The 17,531-nt window shown below is 45.7% G+C and carries 16 protein-coding genes; 15 read left to right on the top strand and 1 reads right to left on the bottom strand.

All coding sequences use genetic code 11. The features are described 5' to 3' along the window. The first annotated feature begins 95 nt into the window (after nt 1–95). Entirely contained in the window at nt 96–428 is a 333-nt protein-coding gene (locus tag Q1Q15_RS23005) for an App1 family protein (protein WP_300464993.1), read from the top strand. A 411-nt stretch (nt 429–839) separates the two neighbouring features. On the opposite strand, the gene Q1Q15_RS23000 is transcribed toward Q1Q15_RS23005, so the two are convergent. Continuing rightward, complete coding sequence (locus Q1Q15_RS23000; RefSeq protein WP_300464992.1) at nt 840–1,364, bottom strand: (Fe-S)-binding protein; 525 nt, start codon at nt 1,362–1,364, stop codon at nt 840–842. A gap of 304 nt (nt 1,365–1,668) precedes the next feature. Between Q1Q15_RS23000 and Q1Q15_RS22995 the strand changes: the two genes are divergently transcribed. The 14 genes from Q1Q15_RS22995 (at nt 1,669) to Q1Q15_RS22930 (ending at nt 17,400) form a co-directional block, all read left to right on the top strand. Further along, on the top strand, nt 1,669–3,600 hold the full coding sequence (locus tag Q1Q15_RS22995) for an aldehyde ferredoxin oxidoreductase N-terminal domain-containing protein (RefSeq protein WP_300464991.1): 1,932 nt from the start codon (nt 1,669–1,671) through the stop codon (nt 3,598–3,600). Nucleotides 3,601–3,706: 106 nt separating this feature from the next. Further along, complete coding sequence (locus Q1Q15_RS22990; protein WP_300464990.1) at nt 3,707–4,351, top strand: hypothetical protein; 645 nt, start codon at nt 3,707–3,709, stop codon at nt 4,349–4,351. Between the two features lie 279 nt (nt 4,352–4,630). Then, nucleotides 4,631–5,578, top strand: a complete 948-nt coding sequence (locus Q1Q15_RS22985) for a metallophosphoesterase (RefSeq protein WP_300464989.1) — start codon at nt 4,631–4,633, stop codon at nt 5,576–5,578. Nucleotides 5,579–5,984: 406 nt separating this feature from the next. Beyond that, nucleotides 5,985–7,475, top strand: a complete 1,491-nt coding sequence (locus Q1Q15_RS22980) for a TolC family protein (RefSeq protein WP_300464988.1) — start codon at nt 5,985–5,987, stop codon at nt 7,473–7,475. Further along, nucleotides 7,472–8,476, top strand: a complete 1,005-nt coding sequence (locus Q1Q15_RS22975) for an HlyD family secretion protein (protein ID WP_300464987.1) — start codon at nt 7,472–7,474, stop codon at nt 8,474–8,476. The genes Q1Q15_RS22980 and Q1Q15_RS22975 overlap by 4 nt, the downstream gene beginning before the upstream one ends. Then, on the top strand, nt 8,463–9,647 hold the full coding sequence (locus Q1Q15_RS22970; protein WP_300464986.1) for an ABC transporter permease: 1,185 nt from the start codon (nt 8,463–8,465) through the stop codon (nt 9,645–9,647). The genes Q1Q15_RS22975 and Q1Q15_RS22970 overlap by 14 nt, the downstream gene beginning before the upstream one ends. Continuing rightward, the gene (locus Q1Q15_RS22965; RefSeq protein WP_300464985.1) at nt 9,644–10,810 is read left to right on the top strand and encodes an ABC transporter permease; all 1,167 of its coding nucleotides are present in this window, start codon (nt 9,644–9,646) and stop codon (nt 10,808–10,810) included. Before Q1Q15_RS22970 ends, Q1Q15_RS22965 begins: the two co-directional genes overlap by 4 nt. Nucleotides 10,811–11,164: 354 nt before the next feature. Next, nucleotides 11,165–11,470: a hypothetical protein gene (locus Q1Q15_RS22960; protein WP_300464984.1), complete on the top strand. Its 306-nt coding sequence runs from the start codon at nt 11,165–11,167 to the stop codon at nt 11,468–11,470. Then, nucleotides 11,467–12,186: an aspartate/glutamate racemase family protein gene (locus Q1Q15_RS22955; RefSeq protein ID WP_300464983.1), complete on the top strand. Its 720-nt coding sequence runs from the start codon at nt 11,467–11,469 to the stop codon at nt 12,184–12,186. Before Q1Q15_RS22960 ends, Q1Q15_RS22955 begins: the two co-directional genes overlap by 4 nt. Nucleotides 12,187–12,353: 167 nt before the next feature. Then, nucleotides 12,354–13,364, top strand: a complete 1,011-nt coding sequence (locus Q1Q15_RS22950; protein WP_300464982.1) for a hypothetical protein — start codon at nt 12,354–12,356, stop codon at nt 13,362–13,364. Further along, nucleotides 13,357–14,238, top strand: coding sequence for a hypothetical protein (locus tag Q1Q15_RS22945; protein WP_300464981.1), 882 nt, complete (start codon nt 13,357–13,359; stop codon nt 14,236–14,238). The genes Q1Q15_RS22950 and Q1Q15_RS22945 overlap by 8 nt, the downstream gene beginning before the upstream one ends. Nucleotides 14,239–14,242: 4 nt before the next feature. After that, on the top strand, nt 14,243–16,117 hold the full coding sequence (locus Q1Q15_RS22940) for a peptidoglycan-binding domain-containing protein (protein WP_300464980.1): 1,875 nt from the start codon (nt 14,243–14,245) through the stop codon (nt 16,115–16,117). A gap of 161 nt (nt 16,118–16,278) precedes the next feature. Then, complete coding sequence (locus Q1Q15_RS22935; RefSeq protein WP_300464979.1) at nt 16,279–16,812, top strand: class I SAM-dependent methyltransferase; 534 nt, start codon at nt 16,279–16,281, stop codon at nt 16,810–16,812. Nucleotides 16,813–16,821: 9 nt separating this feature from the next. Next, nucleotides 16,822–17,400: a GrpB family protein gene (locus Q1Q15_RS22930; RefSeq protein ID WP_300464978.1), complete on the top strand. Its 579-nt coding sequence runs from the start codon at nt 16,822–16,824 to the stop codon at nt 17,398–17,400. The last annotated feature ends 131 nt before the right edge of the window (nt 17,401–17,531 follow it).

Below are 17,531 nucleotides of genomic sequence, written 5' to 3'. Positions count from 1 at the left end.
AAATCCATAAATCCTATGTTGTCCCTCAGGATATTAAGAGCCAATGGATGGTGGGATGAATTTTGGGATCATCGAACTGAGCAGATAATGGCTGCTTGATTACTACAACAGGGACGATTTACACCCATTTCTGGACCCTCATCGCCAATGGATCAATGCAGGCGACTTTTGACCAAAAAATGGCTCAGATACGAACATTGCTGAAACATTTCCCCGAACGAAAATTTATCCTTATCGGAGATAACGGGGAAAAGGACCCGGAGGTTTATCGTCGGATCCAAAAAGCGTTTCCCTACCAGATTCAGGAAATACGGATCCGGGTTGTTGCAGACACCAAGGACAATCCAGGCCGGCTGGACAGAATGACTCGGATTCCTCCAGAAAAAGAGGATGGGGAAACATGCAGTGAATTTATTAACACTTTTTGAGAGGCGGCCGGATACCAAAGCGTTTATCTGTGCCAATTGCGGGGCTGTTTCATTGGATGCAAGACAGCCATGACCTTTGGCAAGCCAAACAAAATATTGATCTTTCAAAAACAGAACCTCTTACAATACCTGCAACCCTTATTTAAATTTTTCCATTTTGTATTTATCGGCAATTACAATCCGTTCAGCATCAGGAAGAGATTTCATATACCTGTTCCAACCGGGACACCATCCAGTATGCCATTTCCATAATCGTCCAAATATGGATTCCGGTTTATTGTCATATTTTGCCCTGAAATTACAGTTTTTACAATTGTGCGCCATTTATTTGCCTCCAGTTTGCCAAATCAGTTTTTTTTTACCCTTACAAAACTTGGAATGATGTATCCTTTACTTTTTAATGTGCAACTGTTAAATATCCAATCCAAATGGTGCCAGGTATGCGGACAGCTTCTCTTTATTTTCTTTGTTTATCTGGGGACAATCTGATGAATCTTTTGCTCCCTCAGCCACAAGGGTAGAAAAAACCATACAGGTTGGAGAACCACATTCCCTGCAATTTGTTTTAGGAAGCAGTTTTAATATTTCAATTATTGATGGACGTCCAACGCCGGAATAACGGGGTTCAATTTCATCCTTTTTATTCCATGCATCATTAATTTCACGGATCATCCATTCTACAATTTTTCTTGCCTCATGTTCATCTTTCAGCGTGTTAACCGAAATTTTTTGACTATGGACCGCTATTAATTTCCCCTGGGCACGAAAAGTAACCGAAGGCGGCTCTTTGATATATTCAAAACCGCATAAGGTGGCGTTTAAATAAGGCAATACAGGGCCGATATCCTGATCAAGGTGTGCAAAACAATTCACATTGACTGCATTGGGCATGCATTGGTTATTTAAAATTTGGAGTTTATAATTTTTTACCAGCATGATTATTTAATATTCTTTTATTTCAGGTCTGAAAGGTTCATTTGTTTGTTATCCGTCATCCGTTTGTATCAATCATACTATAGCATCGGCAATTAGGCCATATCTATAATAAAATGAAACCGCAGGTATGGCAAAATAAGTCCTTAAACAGCAAAAATAATCGTGAAAACATTTTGGAATAACATGCAATGACTGACGTATGACTGTAACCAACTATAAAATCCTATTGATGGTTGACGTAATACGTCATATACTATTCGCATGATTGGATCTGCAGATGCACACAATTTAATAGGAGGCAAATATGGCTGAAAATAAACAAGATGCTTTGAATGTTTCAGGCAATGGTTGGTGTGGAAGAATTTTAAAGGTCGATCTTTCATCTGAAACCATTACAGAACTTGACACACAGCCTTATGCTGAGCGATTTTTAGGGGGGCGGGGGATCGCAACCCGCCTTTACTGGGAAAATGTTCCTGCAGATACGGGTGCTTTTGATCCGGAAAATCATTTGATTTTTATGACAGGTCCGTTAACAGCAACCGGTGCACAGGGCGCTTCCCGGTTTGAAATCGTGGGCAAATCACCCATGTTGATGCCCGAGGGATTTTGTTACGGCAATATGGGCGGATATTGGGGACCTGCTCTGAAAAGAGCAGGGTTTGACGGACTCATTGTGTCAGGAAAGGCGAAGCGATCGGCTTATTTGTTCATTTCTGACGGAAAAGCCAGACTTGAAGATGCCACGGATATTCATCTTGAAGGGGTTACGCGGGTTGACAAATATTTAAAAGATAAACATGGCAGCAAAACACATTTCATTGCGACAGGCCCCGCAGGGATGAACCTGTGTCGCGGTGCCAATCTCATGACGGATAATGAAGGTAGCGCCACCGGCGGCTTCGGAGCGGTCTTTGGTTCTAAAAATTTAAAAGCAATTGCTGTGGTCGGAACACAGTCCCCGACGGTCAGTAACCCTGAGGCATTAAAGGAACTCAATCGTATCACAATACAGTTAAACAAACGTGATACCTCATTCAATCCATACCCGCCGGACCAGATTTCCCGCAAAGGTAAAGCGTCTTGTTTCCAATGCGGTTTGGACTGTAAGATGCGGTCCACTTACCTTACAAAATCAAACAAGGAGGTGGTTAGAAAGTGCCAGGCCATATTTGTCTACTTTCCATGGGTGATGGCACGCCCGGGGGAACCGGCTGAAACAGCCCTGGATGCAACAGGGCTTTGCAATAATTTATCCTTATGCACCATGGAGATGGCCAATATCGTTGAGTGGATCAGTACAGGATACAGGGAAGGGTATTTAAGCGACGCCCGGACCGGGCTTGAAATTGATAAGCTGGGGACATGGGCGTTTTTTGAAACCCTTTGTAACATGATTGCATATCGAAAGGGATTTGGTGATATTCTGGCTGAAGGGCTCTTGAGAGCAGGGGAAAGCCTGGGGCCTGATGCAAAGGATCTTTTCGCTAATGCAGTTGCCGGTGTTGGTGATGGAGCCACCTATTCTGCAAGAGAATATTTGATGAACGGACTGCTGTATGCCTTTGAACCACGCCAGCCCATTGCCATGCTGCATGAAGTCAGTAGAACAATTGGCCTTTGGGTGATGAACCTGCAGTATCCCGGATCAACACCGGTTACTGCAGACGCATACCGCAAGGCAACAGCCAGATTCTGGGGCCATGATAAGGCCTGGGACTTGAATACTCATGACGGCAAAGCCATGGCGGCCACACGCATCATGGATCGCACATATGTCAAAGATAGCCTGGGATTGTGCGATTCCTGCTGGCCCTTGATGTTTTCACACCATACGGAAGATAACGTAGGCGATACAACCCTGGAAGTCCGTACTTTCAATGCAGTAACCGGAAACAGGCTCGATGAGAGTGGACTGATGACATTCGGTGAACGCATTTTCAACCAGCAACGTGCCATTCTTTTGCGGGAGGGATGGGATCCCGAAAAAGATGATATGGTTCAAGAATTCAATTTCTCTGATCCGGTTCAAAGTGTTTTTATGAATCAGGATGTGCTTGTACCGGGTGAGGGTGATACGGTTTTAAACCGTAAAGGCCAAACTCTCGACCGTGATGTATTCAAAGCAATGCGGGATGAATTCTACCAATTAAGAGGGTGGGATCCCGGAACAGGTTTCCCCACGGCAGAAAAACTACATGAACTCGGGCTTTCCGACCTGGGGGATGTGAAGTGAATTTTTGTCCGGCACATTAGAATTCAAATCCAACAAAAAGCACAATAAAAAAAGTTTGACCCCGTCCATTAAAGTTGAAGACCGAAAGGTGAGTTATAAGCAAAATATGATAGAAAAAACTGTTTTTAAAATTATTGAACTGACTGCGGGAAATACGGATGAAATTTTTGCGTTTGTTAATGATATAAAAACCAAATATCCAAAATTTAATAACGACAAATTAGCAAAAAAAGTAGCGTATAACGTAAAGAAAAAATGCGCCATTCAAGGTGGCTTAATGGCAATTCCCGGTGCCGTTCCTGGCGTTGGATCCATGATTCAAATTGGAATTTCATTATTCGATTTTTCCCAATTAATCAAAAATCAAGTTCATCTTATTTTTTCAATTGGATATTGCTATGGCATATCTGACACAGATAAACTTAAACGGGTAACCCTTAAATGCTTTGGTTCCACTTTAGACATCGATAATGTTGTGGATCTTCGCAATCCAATTGGGAAAAAAATGGTTAAAACCCTGTCAGACAAGGCTATACGCTTAATAATTATAAAATTACAAAAAGCATTGGCAAAAAAATTTGTTTTTAATTTGATCCTGAAGCTCATTCCCTTTGGGATAGGTATCATATTGGGATCTATCTCACATTGGATTATTATCAGAACCTTTCAATTTAGTTCTATCAAATTCTTCCATGAGTTAATTGAGCAGGATAAATCTTTACCTATGGCAATAAATGGAAATTCCGGGTAATTCCGGGGACACAATAACCAGGAATAAGGAAAAAAGATGATTTTTAGTTTAATTCGATTTTTGAGTATTATAGTTTTAATCACAGTTACAAGCCACTATTTCTTGTTTTTTTCCTGGTGCCGTTTTTTTGAAATTCATACCTTTAATGCAAGACGTTATTTGTTTTTGATTTTATTTTTTTTATCCATTACATTTATTTTGTCTTCCATTTTTATTCATATGTCCAACAATCCTGTAACCAGGATATATTACCTGGTCTCGGGAATCTGGATGGGACTTATGAGTTTTTTACTTTTTGCGACGGCAATTGTCTGGATAGTGAAAGGTGGATTATGGTTTTTACCCCATGATCTCCCTGTAAAAAGTATCATTCAAAGTTTATCTTGTTTTCTCTATGGCCTGGCCATTGTTTATACAGGATTTTGTCACTATCAGTTTTACAAAATCAAAATCAAATTCTTAAGCGTACCTATTCAAAATTTACCACAACAATGGCAAGGTAAAAAAATTATCCATCTGTCTGATCTTCATTTAGGGGGAACAAAGAACCAGACATTTTTAAAAAAAGTGGTTACCCTGACAAATGAACAGAATGCTGATTTGATTTTGATTACCGGTGACCTGTTCGATGGGGCTACAAATTTTCAGAAACGATATGTTTCAGATTTAAATAACTTTAAGGCAAAACATGGGACTTTTTTTACCAGCGGAAACCATGAAATTTACTCAGGAGTTGAAAAGTCAAGAAAAGTGGTTGGAGATTCAAAAGTTATCATGTTAGACAACAAGTCTGTTGTGATTGAAGGCCTTCAAATTTCAGGAATTTCATATCCGGAATTAAAAAACACCCCTTACTTTAATTTTAATGACCCAAATGTGTTTACAAAAAATCTACCCACAATTTTGTTATACCATACGCCAACCCGCATAAAAGAAAATGGTAAAAATCTTTCTGTTGTGCAATCTTCAGACTATCTTGCTCCAGATACAACTTTTTCTGGTACCATAAACCAAAATATTTCATTACAATTATCCGGACATACCCATGCCGGACAGTTTTTCCCCTTTACCTGGGTTGCCAACAAAGTGTTTAAAGGCCTCCACTATGGCCTGCACAGAATCGATGATTTCTATATCAATATCAGTGCAGGCACAGGATCATGGGGTCCGCCTTTAAGGTCTGGTTATTTATCTGAAATAGTTGTGATTACTCTTGTAAAAGCATGAAGGATAATTAAACTTGAATTCAAGGGATATCTTAAATATTCGGCTTAGGACCGCAGATGAAATAAATTGGACATAAATAGCGCAGAATTTTGGTTCATCTACAAGGCGCATTAAAGGTTTAATAGCAGGACTATTTAGGCTTTGATGCAACGCAGTAGATGGGCCAAAAGGCAAACTATTATGTTCAATTTATAAAATTTGCGGTCCTTAGTCATTCATGAGTCAAATTATTGGCTTGTCTTCGAAACTGTGTTTTCAGAATGATCTATTCTGTCCCGGAATCTGTGGTTAAAAATACCCGTTGAGTGGTTGAAGATGTTGGGATTCATGATTATATATACTCAGTTGAATCTCAAAGATGGGCATGAACACGGATGTGAATAATAAAGAAAGGAGACTTTTATATTTGGCTTATACAACGCTTCAACACAAAGAAGCCGTCCGCTTTAAAGAATCGGGCAATAGCAACCCATTTGATGGGAGAAAAACCGAAAATTTTCTGATAAGAATCATATTCAGACGGCTTTGGGCGGGTGTCGTATTGTGTTTGCTGATTCTGCAAGGAACGCCACTGATAGCAGCTGATTCTGACCTGACCTTTATAAAGGCGCTTGAGAACATGCTTACCAGGAATGAATCCATACAGATGGCTCGCTCCGAGATTGGACAAAAGGAATACGAAGCTATGGCTGCCAGGGGACTGGACCTGCCCAAGGTCACGTTGAGCGGAAGGTTGACCCGGATTGATGATCCGATCTACCTGGACCTGAATCCCATAAGGGATGTCATCCTTGCGATGCATCCGACAGTGCCTTCGGCCATGGTTCCTTCGTTTCAAGAGACAATTCAGGAGGATACCTTTTTCAAAGCCCAGCTCAATATGGTCTGGCCGGTTTACACTGGCGGAAAGATAACAGCAGCAAAAAAAGCTGCTGATGCCGGGATCCGGGAATCAGAGGCAAAAATGCGCCGAACCTCGGGAACGCTGACATCTGAATTGGTCAGGTATTACTTTGCCGTGCGGCTGATGGACCAGGTGTTGAACATCCGGACGGAGGTGAAGAATGCGCTGGATCTCCACCTGTTCCAAGCCCGCAGACTGCAGGAAGAGGGATTCATTGCCCGTACAGAGCTTCTCCATGCCCAGGTGGCAAAGGCCCAGGCGGACCGTGAACTCAAAGCTTCCCGGCGGGACCTGGATCTTGCCAGAACCGCCCTTGCCAACATCCTGGCTTCGGATGACATTGTAAATCCCTCTACTCAGCTGTTCCTGGTCCCCAGCATTGGCCCGGTAGATTCCTTTGTTGACCAGGCCCGGAAAAACCATCCGGCTCTGGACCAGGTCCAGGCTGTAAGGGACAAGGCCCGAGAAAACTTGAAAGGCGCAAGATCGGAACTTTACCCAGAGGTATATCTATTTGGTATCAGGGAACTTTATGAAGACGACTTAACAGCTCTGGATCCAACCTGGGCCATTGGCGTCGGCGTTAATTTCACCCTTTTTGATGGCCGGACCCGGTCCAACCGTATAATGGCCGCCCGAAAAATTGAAAAACAGGCGAAATTGGTACACCATAAATTGGCCAGGGATCTTGAGACCCTTGTTTCCTCCCGTCACCAGGAACTGATGAAAGATAGTGAGCAGTTCGACGCACTCCAGGCATCACTGGAACTCGCAGAGGAAAATCTCCGGGCCCGGAAGCGTTCTTTTGAAGAAGGATTTGCCACATCCCTGGATGTTGTCGATGCCCAGATGTCCCTTTCCGGGATTCAGGTGGAGAGGATGAAGGCGGCTTACAGCTTTGATGTGGCCTTGGCACAACTGCTTGAAGCATGCGGCAGAGGAGCTGATTATCCCCGGTATCTGGCCGGGAAAATTGTGGAGGTGGAGAATTGAAAAGCATACGCCACATTGTTGAGCCTGTTATCGGGCTCCTGATCCTGCTGGGGTTGGTCGGAGGGCTGACCTGGTATCTTCAGGAACCTGAGATAGAATTCATACAGGGTGAAGTTGATGCAACCCAGGTGAATCTTGCTGTTAAAATTGCCGGCCGTGTTTCTGAGGTGTTCATTAAAGAGGGGCAGTCCGTGGACAAGGGTGCCAGCCTGCTGAAACTTGACAGTCCGGAGATTAACGCCAGACTCCAGCAGGCCGCGTCGTCTGAAAAAATGGCGTCCGCCCAGCGTGACAAAGCCTTTGCAGGGGCCAGGAGCCAGGAAGTAACCGCTGCCATGAATCTATGGATACAAAGCCAGGAGGTCGCGGAACTGGCCGAAAAGACCTACCGGAGGATCAACAACCTTTTTGCTGACGGAATCGTTCCTGGGCAGAAAAGGGACGAGGCTGAAGCAAAGTGGAAAGCGAGCAGTGCCGCCGCAACTGCAGCCCGTTCCCAGTATGAAATGGCCCTGGAAGGCGCCCGGAAAGAAGATCGGCAAGCAGCCACGGCACTTGTTGACCAGGCACAGGGAGCTGTCTCCGAAGTTAAAAGCTACCTGCAGGAGACCCGGCTGGAATCCCCCCTGAAGGGTGAGGTTATCCATGTCCTTGCCAAGCCTGGGGAAATCGTTAGTCCTGGCTATCCTCTTGTTACCATTCTTGATCTGGACGACATATGGGTCACCTTTAACCTGCGCGAGGATCGCCTGGGTGGAATGCGTATGGGAGTCGTTTTTCCGGTTTCAGCCCCAGCCCTTGGAGAGGGAAAATTTGATGTGAAAATAAGTTACATATCGGTACTGGGTGACTTTGCGACCTGGAGAGCGACCAGCGCCTCCGGGGGGTTCGACCTGAAGACATTTGAAGTCAGGGCCAGGCCGCTTGAAAAAATTGAAGGACTGCGGCCGGGTATGAGCGTTATCGTTCCCGTTAAGGACCTGCCTGATGTCCGGAAATGACTGTCCCACGGGATTTTGGGCAGTGGTGTTGCGGGAGATATCCCAGATACGCGGCCACTGCCGCTATGCCTTGGCCATGTTCATACTCCCACTGGTCTCATTCGCCCTGACCTGGGGCCTGTTTTCTAACCAATACCCCCAGGATCTACCGGTGGCAGTGGTTGATCTCGATCATTCCTCTTTATCGCGCACGGTCATCAAAGCCATTGATGCGACTTCAGTGATTGATATCTCCTTTCAGGTGTCCGACCCTGCCCAGGCCAGGGACCTGATGTTGAGGGGCAGCATTTATGCCATGGTTATCCTGCCGCAGGGACTTGAAAAAGATATTCTGCGTGGGAGAGGCGCAAAGGTAATCGGTTATACAAACACCCAGATGCTGCTGCCCGGAAGCATTATTTCAAGCAGCCTGAGTGCCGCAGTTGCTACTGTCTCTGCGAAGATCAACTTTCAATCCAGGCTGAGGCGCGGAGAAATGAACGAAGCAGCTATGGCTCACCTGGAACCGGTTAATCTTGACCGGCATGTACTGTTCAATCCCCAACTCAATTACATGTATTTTCTTGCAGCAGCTCTGTGCCCCACGTTCTTCCAGATTTTTATCCTGATGACAGCGGTTATGGCCATGGGCAGCGAGTTTAAGAACAGCACTGCCGGAACGTGGCTGGAAGCTGCGGGAGGAAGCGTGTGGAAAGCAGTGGCGGGAAAGCTGTCCGTATATTTTATTTCATTCAGTCTGCTGGGCCTGGCAATGCTGGCAATTATCCTTAACGGCCTTGGTGTTCCTCTGAGGGGGTCTCTGTCCTGCCTGATTACGGCTACAGTTCTCCTGGTGCTTGCCTACCTGTGTTGCGGCATCATCCTGGTGATTCTCAGCCCCAGTCTGCGTATGGCCCTCAGTGCGGCCTCTTTTTTTTCCGGAACTGCCTTTGCTTTTGTCGGGCTTACATTCCCCCAGGAGGGAATGCCGGTCCTCGGAAAGGCGTGGAGCAGCATGTTGCCGCTTACACACTATCTTCACATTTTCCTGGAGCAGACCATCCGAAACGCGGAACTATCTGAATCTCTTCCGGATCTTTTGATCCTGCTCATTTTTGCCATGGTGGGAATTGGCCTGGTTCCCATGCTGAAGCGCCACATGAAGGACAGCCGTTACTGGGGGAAGCCATGATAAGGAGCCTTTCCTTTAATATAATGGCGGAACTGAGATCGATTTTCAGGGATCCGGGCGTACTGATTATCATGGGTGCAGCCATTGTTTTCTATTCCTTTGTCTATCCGCTCCCCTACGCCAGGGAAGTTCTGAACCAGGTGCCCCTGACCGTAATTGATCAGGACAACTCAGCGCTCAGCAGGCAGCTTGTCCGGATGGTCAACGCCTCAGAAATGCTCAGGGTGGAAGGTCGTTCCCGGAATCTTGACAGGGCGCAGAAGGAAATCGGTTCAGGCCGCTACAGTGCAGCCCTGGTGATCCCTGCAGGGTTTGAAGAAGATATCCTAAAGGGACGCAAGGCATATGTCTCGGCATACGTGGATGCCACTTATTTTCTGATCTACAGACAGGCCATGACCGGGCTGGTCAAAACAGTCCGAACCCTGTCAGCAGGCATTCAGATCCGTCGTTTCCAGGCACAGGGGTGGTCTGTGGAGAAGGCGATGGTAGACCGTTCCCCGCTCAACCTGGTCAGCAGATCATTATTCAACCCAACCATGGGATATGCCACTTATATTGTCCCGGGAGTCCTGATACTGATTTTGCAGCAGACCATGCTGATTGGCATCGGAATGATATCCGGGACCCGCAGGGAACAGATCATGGCTGGAAAAAATGTCTCCCAGCGCCGGGGCGGTCCAATGATAAAAATTATTTCACGGACAATTGCCTGCCTGTCTCTTTATCTTATCCACATACTTTTCATCTACGGGGTTGTTTACCGAATCTGGGATTTTCCCATGCGGACAAGCATTTTAATGATTTCTCTTTTTCTTCTGCCTTTTTTGCTATCGGTCATTCTGCTAGGCCAGGTCCTGGCTGAATTTTTTAAAACCAGGGAAACATCCATCGTAATGATTGTATGGAGTTCAATGATTGCCGTTCTGATATCAGGTTTTTCGTGGCCTGTGGAAAGCATGCCGCACTGGATAAAGGCAGTTTCCATGCTCCTGCCAAGCACTTGGGGAATCTCCGGGGGATTGCGGCTTACCCAGATGGGCGCCTCCTTCGGTCAGGTCCGGGAAGAATGGATCTGGATGTGGGGTCTAACGCTCCTTTATCTTGTCTTTGCCTGGATCTGCGTTCGTTTTGTTTCGATGGGGTCGGACCAAGAGAATTAAGATAACCCTTTGTTAATAAAGTTAATTTTATTTAAAAACTCTTGAAAACTCCTCTTAGCGGCCTTGTTTTGATACCAAAAATGGACGTCTAAGAGCTCGTATCAACAATACTAAAAAATCCAAATTATTTTTAAAAATACGGGTTTTTTTCGGGTTGTTTTTTTCATACTCACTATAATATAACACTGATGACAGTTTTTTTAACTGCCTCTGATTGCAGAAATGTAACCAACAGTTCGGAGCTCTGTCAAGCTTAAGCAATTTTTAAACTACACTCCCTTGAAAAAAAGGGTTACAGATTTACCATATCTGCATCTATACCAATTACTATTCATGCACAAAAAGGAGAACAATATGAAAGGGAAAACCATCATTATTTTGATACTTTGCCCTTGTTTAATCGTCATCGGTGTATGCGACATCAGAGCACACCAAACAAAAGATTATTTCCCGCTCCAGGTTGGTAATACCTGGAGCTATACTGGCAATTCTCTTTTATCCTTTGCACATAACCATGCATATCAAAAACCCTTATTCATCATTTATATGGATAAGGGAATCATTCATATAAAATGTCAAACATTCGGAATCGATCAGGCATCGCTTGAGCTCACAGCTCATTCGGACCGTTATAGCGCAAAAAAAGGGGGGACAGTATGAAAACAATTGGTCTTTTAGGTGGAATGAGTTGGGAAAGCACGTTGGGTTACTATCGTGCAATTAACGAGGGGGTTAAACAAAACCTGGGCGGTTTACATTCAGCTAAAATTGCACTGTATAGCGTTGATTTTGAACCCATAGAACGGCTGCAACACAAGGGCGATTGGGAAGGAACAGCCAGAATACTTTCAGAGGCTGCTCAAAGCGTACAGTCCGCTGGTGCTGACTTTCTGCTTATTTGTACAAATACCATGCATAAAGTTGCTTCACAAATAGAAAGGGCAATCAAAATTCCCGTACTTCATATTGCTGACGCAACGGCAGAAGTTCTTGTCCACAAAGGCATTAAAAAAGTGGGCTTGCTGGGTACGGCGTTCACAATGGAGCAGGATTTCTATAAAGGCCGATTGAGCGATAAATATGGCGTTGAAGTCCTGATTCCAAATAAAGAAGCCAGACAAATCGTCCACAAAATAATATATCAAGAACTCTGTCATGGGAAGTTCGAAGTTGATTCAAAGACTGAATATCTGCGCATAATTGATTTGTTGGCGACTCAAGGGGCAGAGGCCGTAATCCTCGGCTGTACCGAAATTGGACTGTTGGTAAACCAAGAAGATACCCGCGTAACGCTTCTCGACACAACAGCCATTCATGCAGAAAAAGCCGTGGCGGTTGCACTAGAAGAATGGGATTTCAATTCAGCAATTGATTGATTTTTCCGGTTCGCTCATATATAAATATTAAAAGATCTGTATTCAATATTTTTTAAGCACCATCCTTTTCTTCCGGACCCTCTATTCATTTCCATTCATCCCGGGTTTGAGAATACAAGATCGGCGTATTGAATTAAAAATCAAAACTGAAGAACAATGGTGTCGTTATGGCCACTGATAAAATCCGTTATCGCCTGAATCTGATCCTGTTGCTGGTTGTCGGTTTTTTTGCCACCCTGTGGTTTTACCGTCATTTGAGGCTTTACGTGACGGAGACCGTGCTGCTTGGGGGGAGCATCACATTCTGGACCCTGTGGAAAATATCCAGCTCACTTTTAAACTGGACCATCGGCGGTAATCGGAAAACCCTGGGGCAGCAGTTGATCGGCAAACCCTGGGCCACGGAATACCTTATGCTTGCTCTTTTTCCCTTGGCCTTTCTTTATGCCACGACAGCATCCGTATATCTGTCATACGAAGAAACCCAAAGCGGGCAAAGTACATTTGAGGTGGCCGTGCTGAACCGGGGAAATCCATATATACCCCCCATAACGGTAACATCTGTCAAACGGGTAGCGGGTCGGCCTTTTTTCCTGAATTTCGGCAGTATCGATCTGGAGTACCGCATCGTCAACCCAAAAGGATACCAATCCCTCCAAAAACGATTGGCCCCGTGGGAGGCAAATTTTCTAAGGGTTCCCCGGGATTTTCAAAAACTGAACCTGGTGAGACTGGTCCCTTCGCCGGCGGTATACAGCAAACTTCCCCGTGTGGAAGATCCCGCGGGAAACCGATATTATCTTGATATTGAACACAAAGGGACCCGGTTCCGGTTGGAAAACTTCAGACGGCAAATTGTTTACACCGGTGCTCCGGAAGGAGACCTGCCGATACTGTCAGAAAAAGGCAATTCAACCCTCCTTCGCCGGGAACTGGACGATTACCTGGCTGGTCTGGGATTTCCTCATAAGAACCGAGAACCCGTTGTTGCCGAACTTTTAAAAAACACAACCCGATTGGCGTCGACGGAATTCCAGAATAAGGACAAAATTATTGTTATCGTCGGTGAAAAATCCGGCGATGATTCACAGGGTAATGGGAAACAACTGCTCAAAACGGTCTATGAGATTGAGGATAACGCAATGCAAACCATTTGGCTGGAGTTGCAGCATGATTAAATACAAAAAAACCCCTTTTATACCGGTCCTCATTCTTCTGATGTCGGCCTGGACTTTCATCTCGGTTTCTGTTTCAACGGGTCGTGAACCTCAGCCCCGGGTGGATGTCAGTTTTTCCATTGATGCGTCCGATTTTAAGGAAAACCTGCCAGAACTCCAGGCAACAGAAAACCGGCTGGCAGAATTTACCGCAGAGCAATGCCGGGCCCACTTTCCTTTTTTAAGGTGGCGTCCAGCGGGATCCAGGCCTGAAAGCGGGCACCAGCTGCAGCTCACCCTGACCGAAAAACCGGCAAGCCCCCTGTCTCAAGTGGTTCTTATTTTCAGAGGGATGGTAGAGGGCAACCCCATTGAACTTCCCGCCGTTGCCGAATTGCCCGTGTATTCACCTTTTGATATGGACCGGCCGACCCACAACCCCCGGGATCTTGAACGTGCCGTTCAGCAAAAACTGGGGGAACGGTTTATCAATGAAAGCTTTCGAGACAACCTTCATAAATTCATGCTCAAGGGAGTCCCCCTGTCCCGGCGGGTGGTGGTGGATGAAATTGATCAACGGATCATTGTGCCCATAGAATGGGAATCCCTGAAAGCAGACGACAGATCAGTACTTAAAGTGGATTTTGTCGGCGGTGGCCGTTCCATGCGGTTGAGTTCGGTACAGAAACGTCGTCGTGAGCCTAACCTGGGAACCGTCCAGTGCGCTGTTCAATATTTGGATTTTCCACCGATCCTGATTGTCGGACTTGGACACTGGCATGAAGAAATTCCCCATATTTTTTCCGGTGAGATCGGATTAACCGTGTTGATGGAAACTTATGTGGAAAAAGTGAATTTATATACGGAGCACGGCCTGGTCACACGTCCGGAGTGATGCCGTGATAAAAAACATGACGAATAAAAAACGATTTTTGCGGTGGATCCCCTTCCTGGTTATCGGAATAATGTTGACGGCGGTCCACGGACTTTTCGCCCAGCCTGTTGAAAGTCCTGAACAGGTATCGGGTCTTCTTGAAAACGGGGTGACAAAACTGGAACAGAACCGGCCAGATGAGGCGTTGTCCGACTTTTTAACCGGGTTGAAGACGGTACGGGGCGGACAAGACAAAACCCTTGAGTCCAGGCTCCTTTTCTACTCCGGCCTCGCACTCCAGCAAAAAGCGCTTAATATAGGGAATGATCAGGAAAAAAAGGACCTGCTCCTTAAAGCTGCGGGGTATTATAATCGTATGCTTCAAATCAAACCTGAATCCGGTGCGGCTTTGAACAACCTGGCACAGATCTATGCGGGAATGGGAGAATACGACAAGTCCGATCATTTTTTCCAGCAGGGAATCCGCACGGGGGGCACCCGGAAAGGGTTTTATGCCCTTAATTATGCTGAGCAACTGCAGGCGCGGGGCGAAACGTCAGCTGCATTGTTTTACACCCTTAAAGCCGCAGAGGAACAACCCTCGGATCTCAATGCTCACAAGGCCGTTGTTAAACGGGTTTGGCAACTCAAAGACAGTCAAACATGTTTGCAATACTTATGGCGTCTGATGAAGCATGGGGCTGTCAACCGAGCGGAGGAAACCGCCCTGAATGCCCTGTCGTCAAAGGATGTTTTCACCGATAACCGTAAGGAATTCCTTGTGGTCGTCACTGCAGCACTTGCCCGGCAATACTATCATCCGGCCGGGTTCATCGGTTCGGAAACCGGCAGCCGCCTGTTCGCCCTGAGAGAGTCCTCCGATTTACAGCGTCCTATCAATGAACTGTTTGCCCTGCATGAGGAAACGGCACCAGGCAAATTCGACAGTTGGTGGTGGAACCGACGACGTCCTGTTTTGCCGTCCCCGGTTTCCGGCAGGGAAGCTTTTCGCAGGCTGGCCCACTCACTTGCCAAACGCTGGCGGGTCGCCCCAGGACAACAGGCAATAAAAGCGGCGGAACGTTATTATAATATCGCCATCGGTTTCGGCAGCCATGATGCGGATCCCGAATCTTTTCTCGAACTGGCCGACCTTTACGTCAACACCGGACGGGTCGAAAAACTGGCAGAACTCAGCCACCGGTATGAAACAAGCCTGTATCGAGGAAAAGCCGACGGATATCAAGAGAAAAACTGGGCCAATATTTACAAATTCCACAGTGCCCTGGGGTTTGTGTATGCCCATCTCGGGCAATGGGAAAATACGGACCCCTATTATGCATCGGCTGTCTTTCAATTAAAGCATGCCCTTACTGCGGCCCAAAATCACAACTATGAAGCAGCTTCTGTCGGAACAAAAACAACAATCAACATTCCCGCCCAAATTCCGGCACTGCTGTCCAAAGCCTATTTTGAAACGGGTCATTTTGAAAAAGGAGTCAACACGGCTGTAAAATATGCCGAAACCTTTCTGAAAGACGGCCGTCCGGATAAAGCAAAGGAAACCCTCGAGTATCTGGAAACATATCAGGCACCCGTCGGCGTTCAAAAAAATCTTAAAACCCGGTATGACAATCTGGTCAGGCAGTTGCCGGGCATTGAGCCCCTTACACTGAAAATCGCACCTCCCAGGACCCTTATGCTCAAATATCCTTATCAGCGGGGAGAAGATGTTAGAAAACTTCAAAAAGCCCTTTCAAACCAGGGCATTCGGTTGAAGCCAGACGGTATTTTTGGCAAAGATTCTGCTCAGGCCCTGAAAACATACCAGCAGAATCAAGGACTTCCCGCAACCGGAAGAACCGATACCACCACCCTCAAAAGCCTTGGGGTTGAATAAACCCATTGTCCTGTCTTGACTGAAATTATTGAGATAGAAAAGTTGCGGCCCCACCAAAGCGGTGTATCACGACGGTTAAAGCGACAATGTTCTAAATTGTTTGCAGAAATCTTTCGAATCCTTTACATTTCTATATTGTCATAAACATTGAGAGGTGATCTATGCAAAAACCAATGCCCGCATTAATGTTTAAAGGAATGTCCATTATTCTCAAATTAAGAGATATATTTAGACCAAGGGATGACGTATTAAATGAATTAGATATTCACCAAGGTTTCAAAGTCCTCGATTTTGGTTGTGGCCCAGGTAGCTATGTATTTGACACTTCAAAACGTGTTGGCAAAGATGGAAAAATATTTGCTCTGGATATTCATCCCCTTGCCGTTAAAAAAGTAAAAGATACCGCATTGAAAATGGGACTATCAAACGTTGAGACGATTTGTTCAGATTGTCAGACAGGATTGCAAAACAAAGAAATTGATATCGTCTTTCTTTATGATATTTTTCATATGCTTAGTGACAAGATAAGCGTTTTATTAGAAATTCACCGGATTTTAAAAGATAATGGGATTCTGTCTTTTAGTGACCATCATATGAAAAAAAAAGACATTCTTTTAACTATGGAAGAAATTGGATTGTTCAAATTAAGCAAGCATAATAAACACACATACAGCTTTATTAAGAGGAAAAAATAACTTGCACCAATGGAAACACTTAAACAGAAGATTGCCCGTGTTTTAAAAGAAGAAGTGGCTATAGTGGCATACGATCGGTGCTGGCCAGAGATGTTTGAGCAGGAACGGCTTCATTTGCTGTCTTGCCTGCCCCGTGACCTGGTTAAGCGAATCGAGCATTTTGGCAGCACGGCTGTCCCTGGCCTCTCGGCTAAGCCTATTGTGGATATTCTGGTTGAGGTAAAGTGTCTCGATGAGACCCAAAAAATAATTGCGCCCATCCTCGAAGCCCAGGGGTATGATTATTTTTGGCGACCGTCATGGGGGGATGATACGCCACCCTACTATGCCTGGTTTATCAAACGTAACACGGATGGGTACAGGACGCATCACATCCACATGGTTGAAGCTGAATTCGAGCACTGGAACAGGCTGCTATTTAGAGACTACCTCATTGATCATCCAAATGTTGCTCAAGAATATGCCCGTATCAAAAAGACACTTTCTGACCTGCACCGGGGTGACCGTGCTGCCTATACCCAGGCTAAAAGTGATTTCATCAGGGAAGTTACGGATAAGGCGATGCGGCACTGCAGAAAGACCACGTGATCCGGATTGTGTTGGCGGCGGGGCGTGCATGCAGATGGTCATGAAAAGCCGGCCTGCGTTCTGTGTGGATTGGCCGGCGGAGAAGATGAAAGCGTGGAAGGCAAAATTTGTTTGAATTCCAGGAACCTCAC

The organism is Desulfobacula sp., assembly GCF_030145145.1.
Taxonomy (GTDB): domain Bacteria; phylum Desulfobacterota; class Desulfobacteria; order Desulfobacterales; family Desulfobacteraceae; genus Desulfobacula.
The sequence above is the reverse complement of the archived record's forward strand: the minus strand, read 5'-3'. Positions and strand labels throughout refer to the sequence as shown.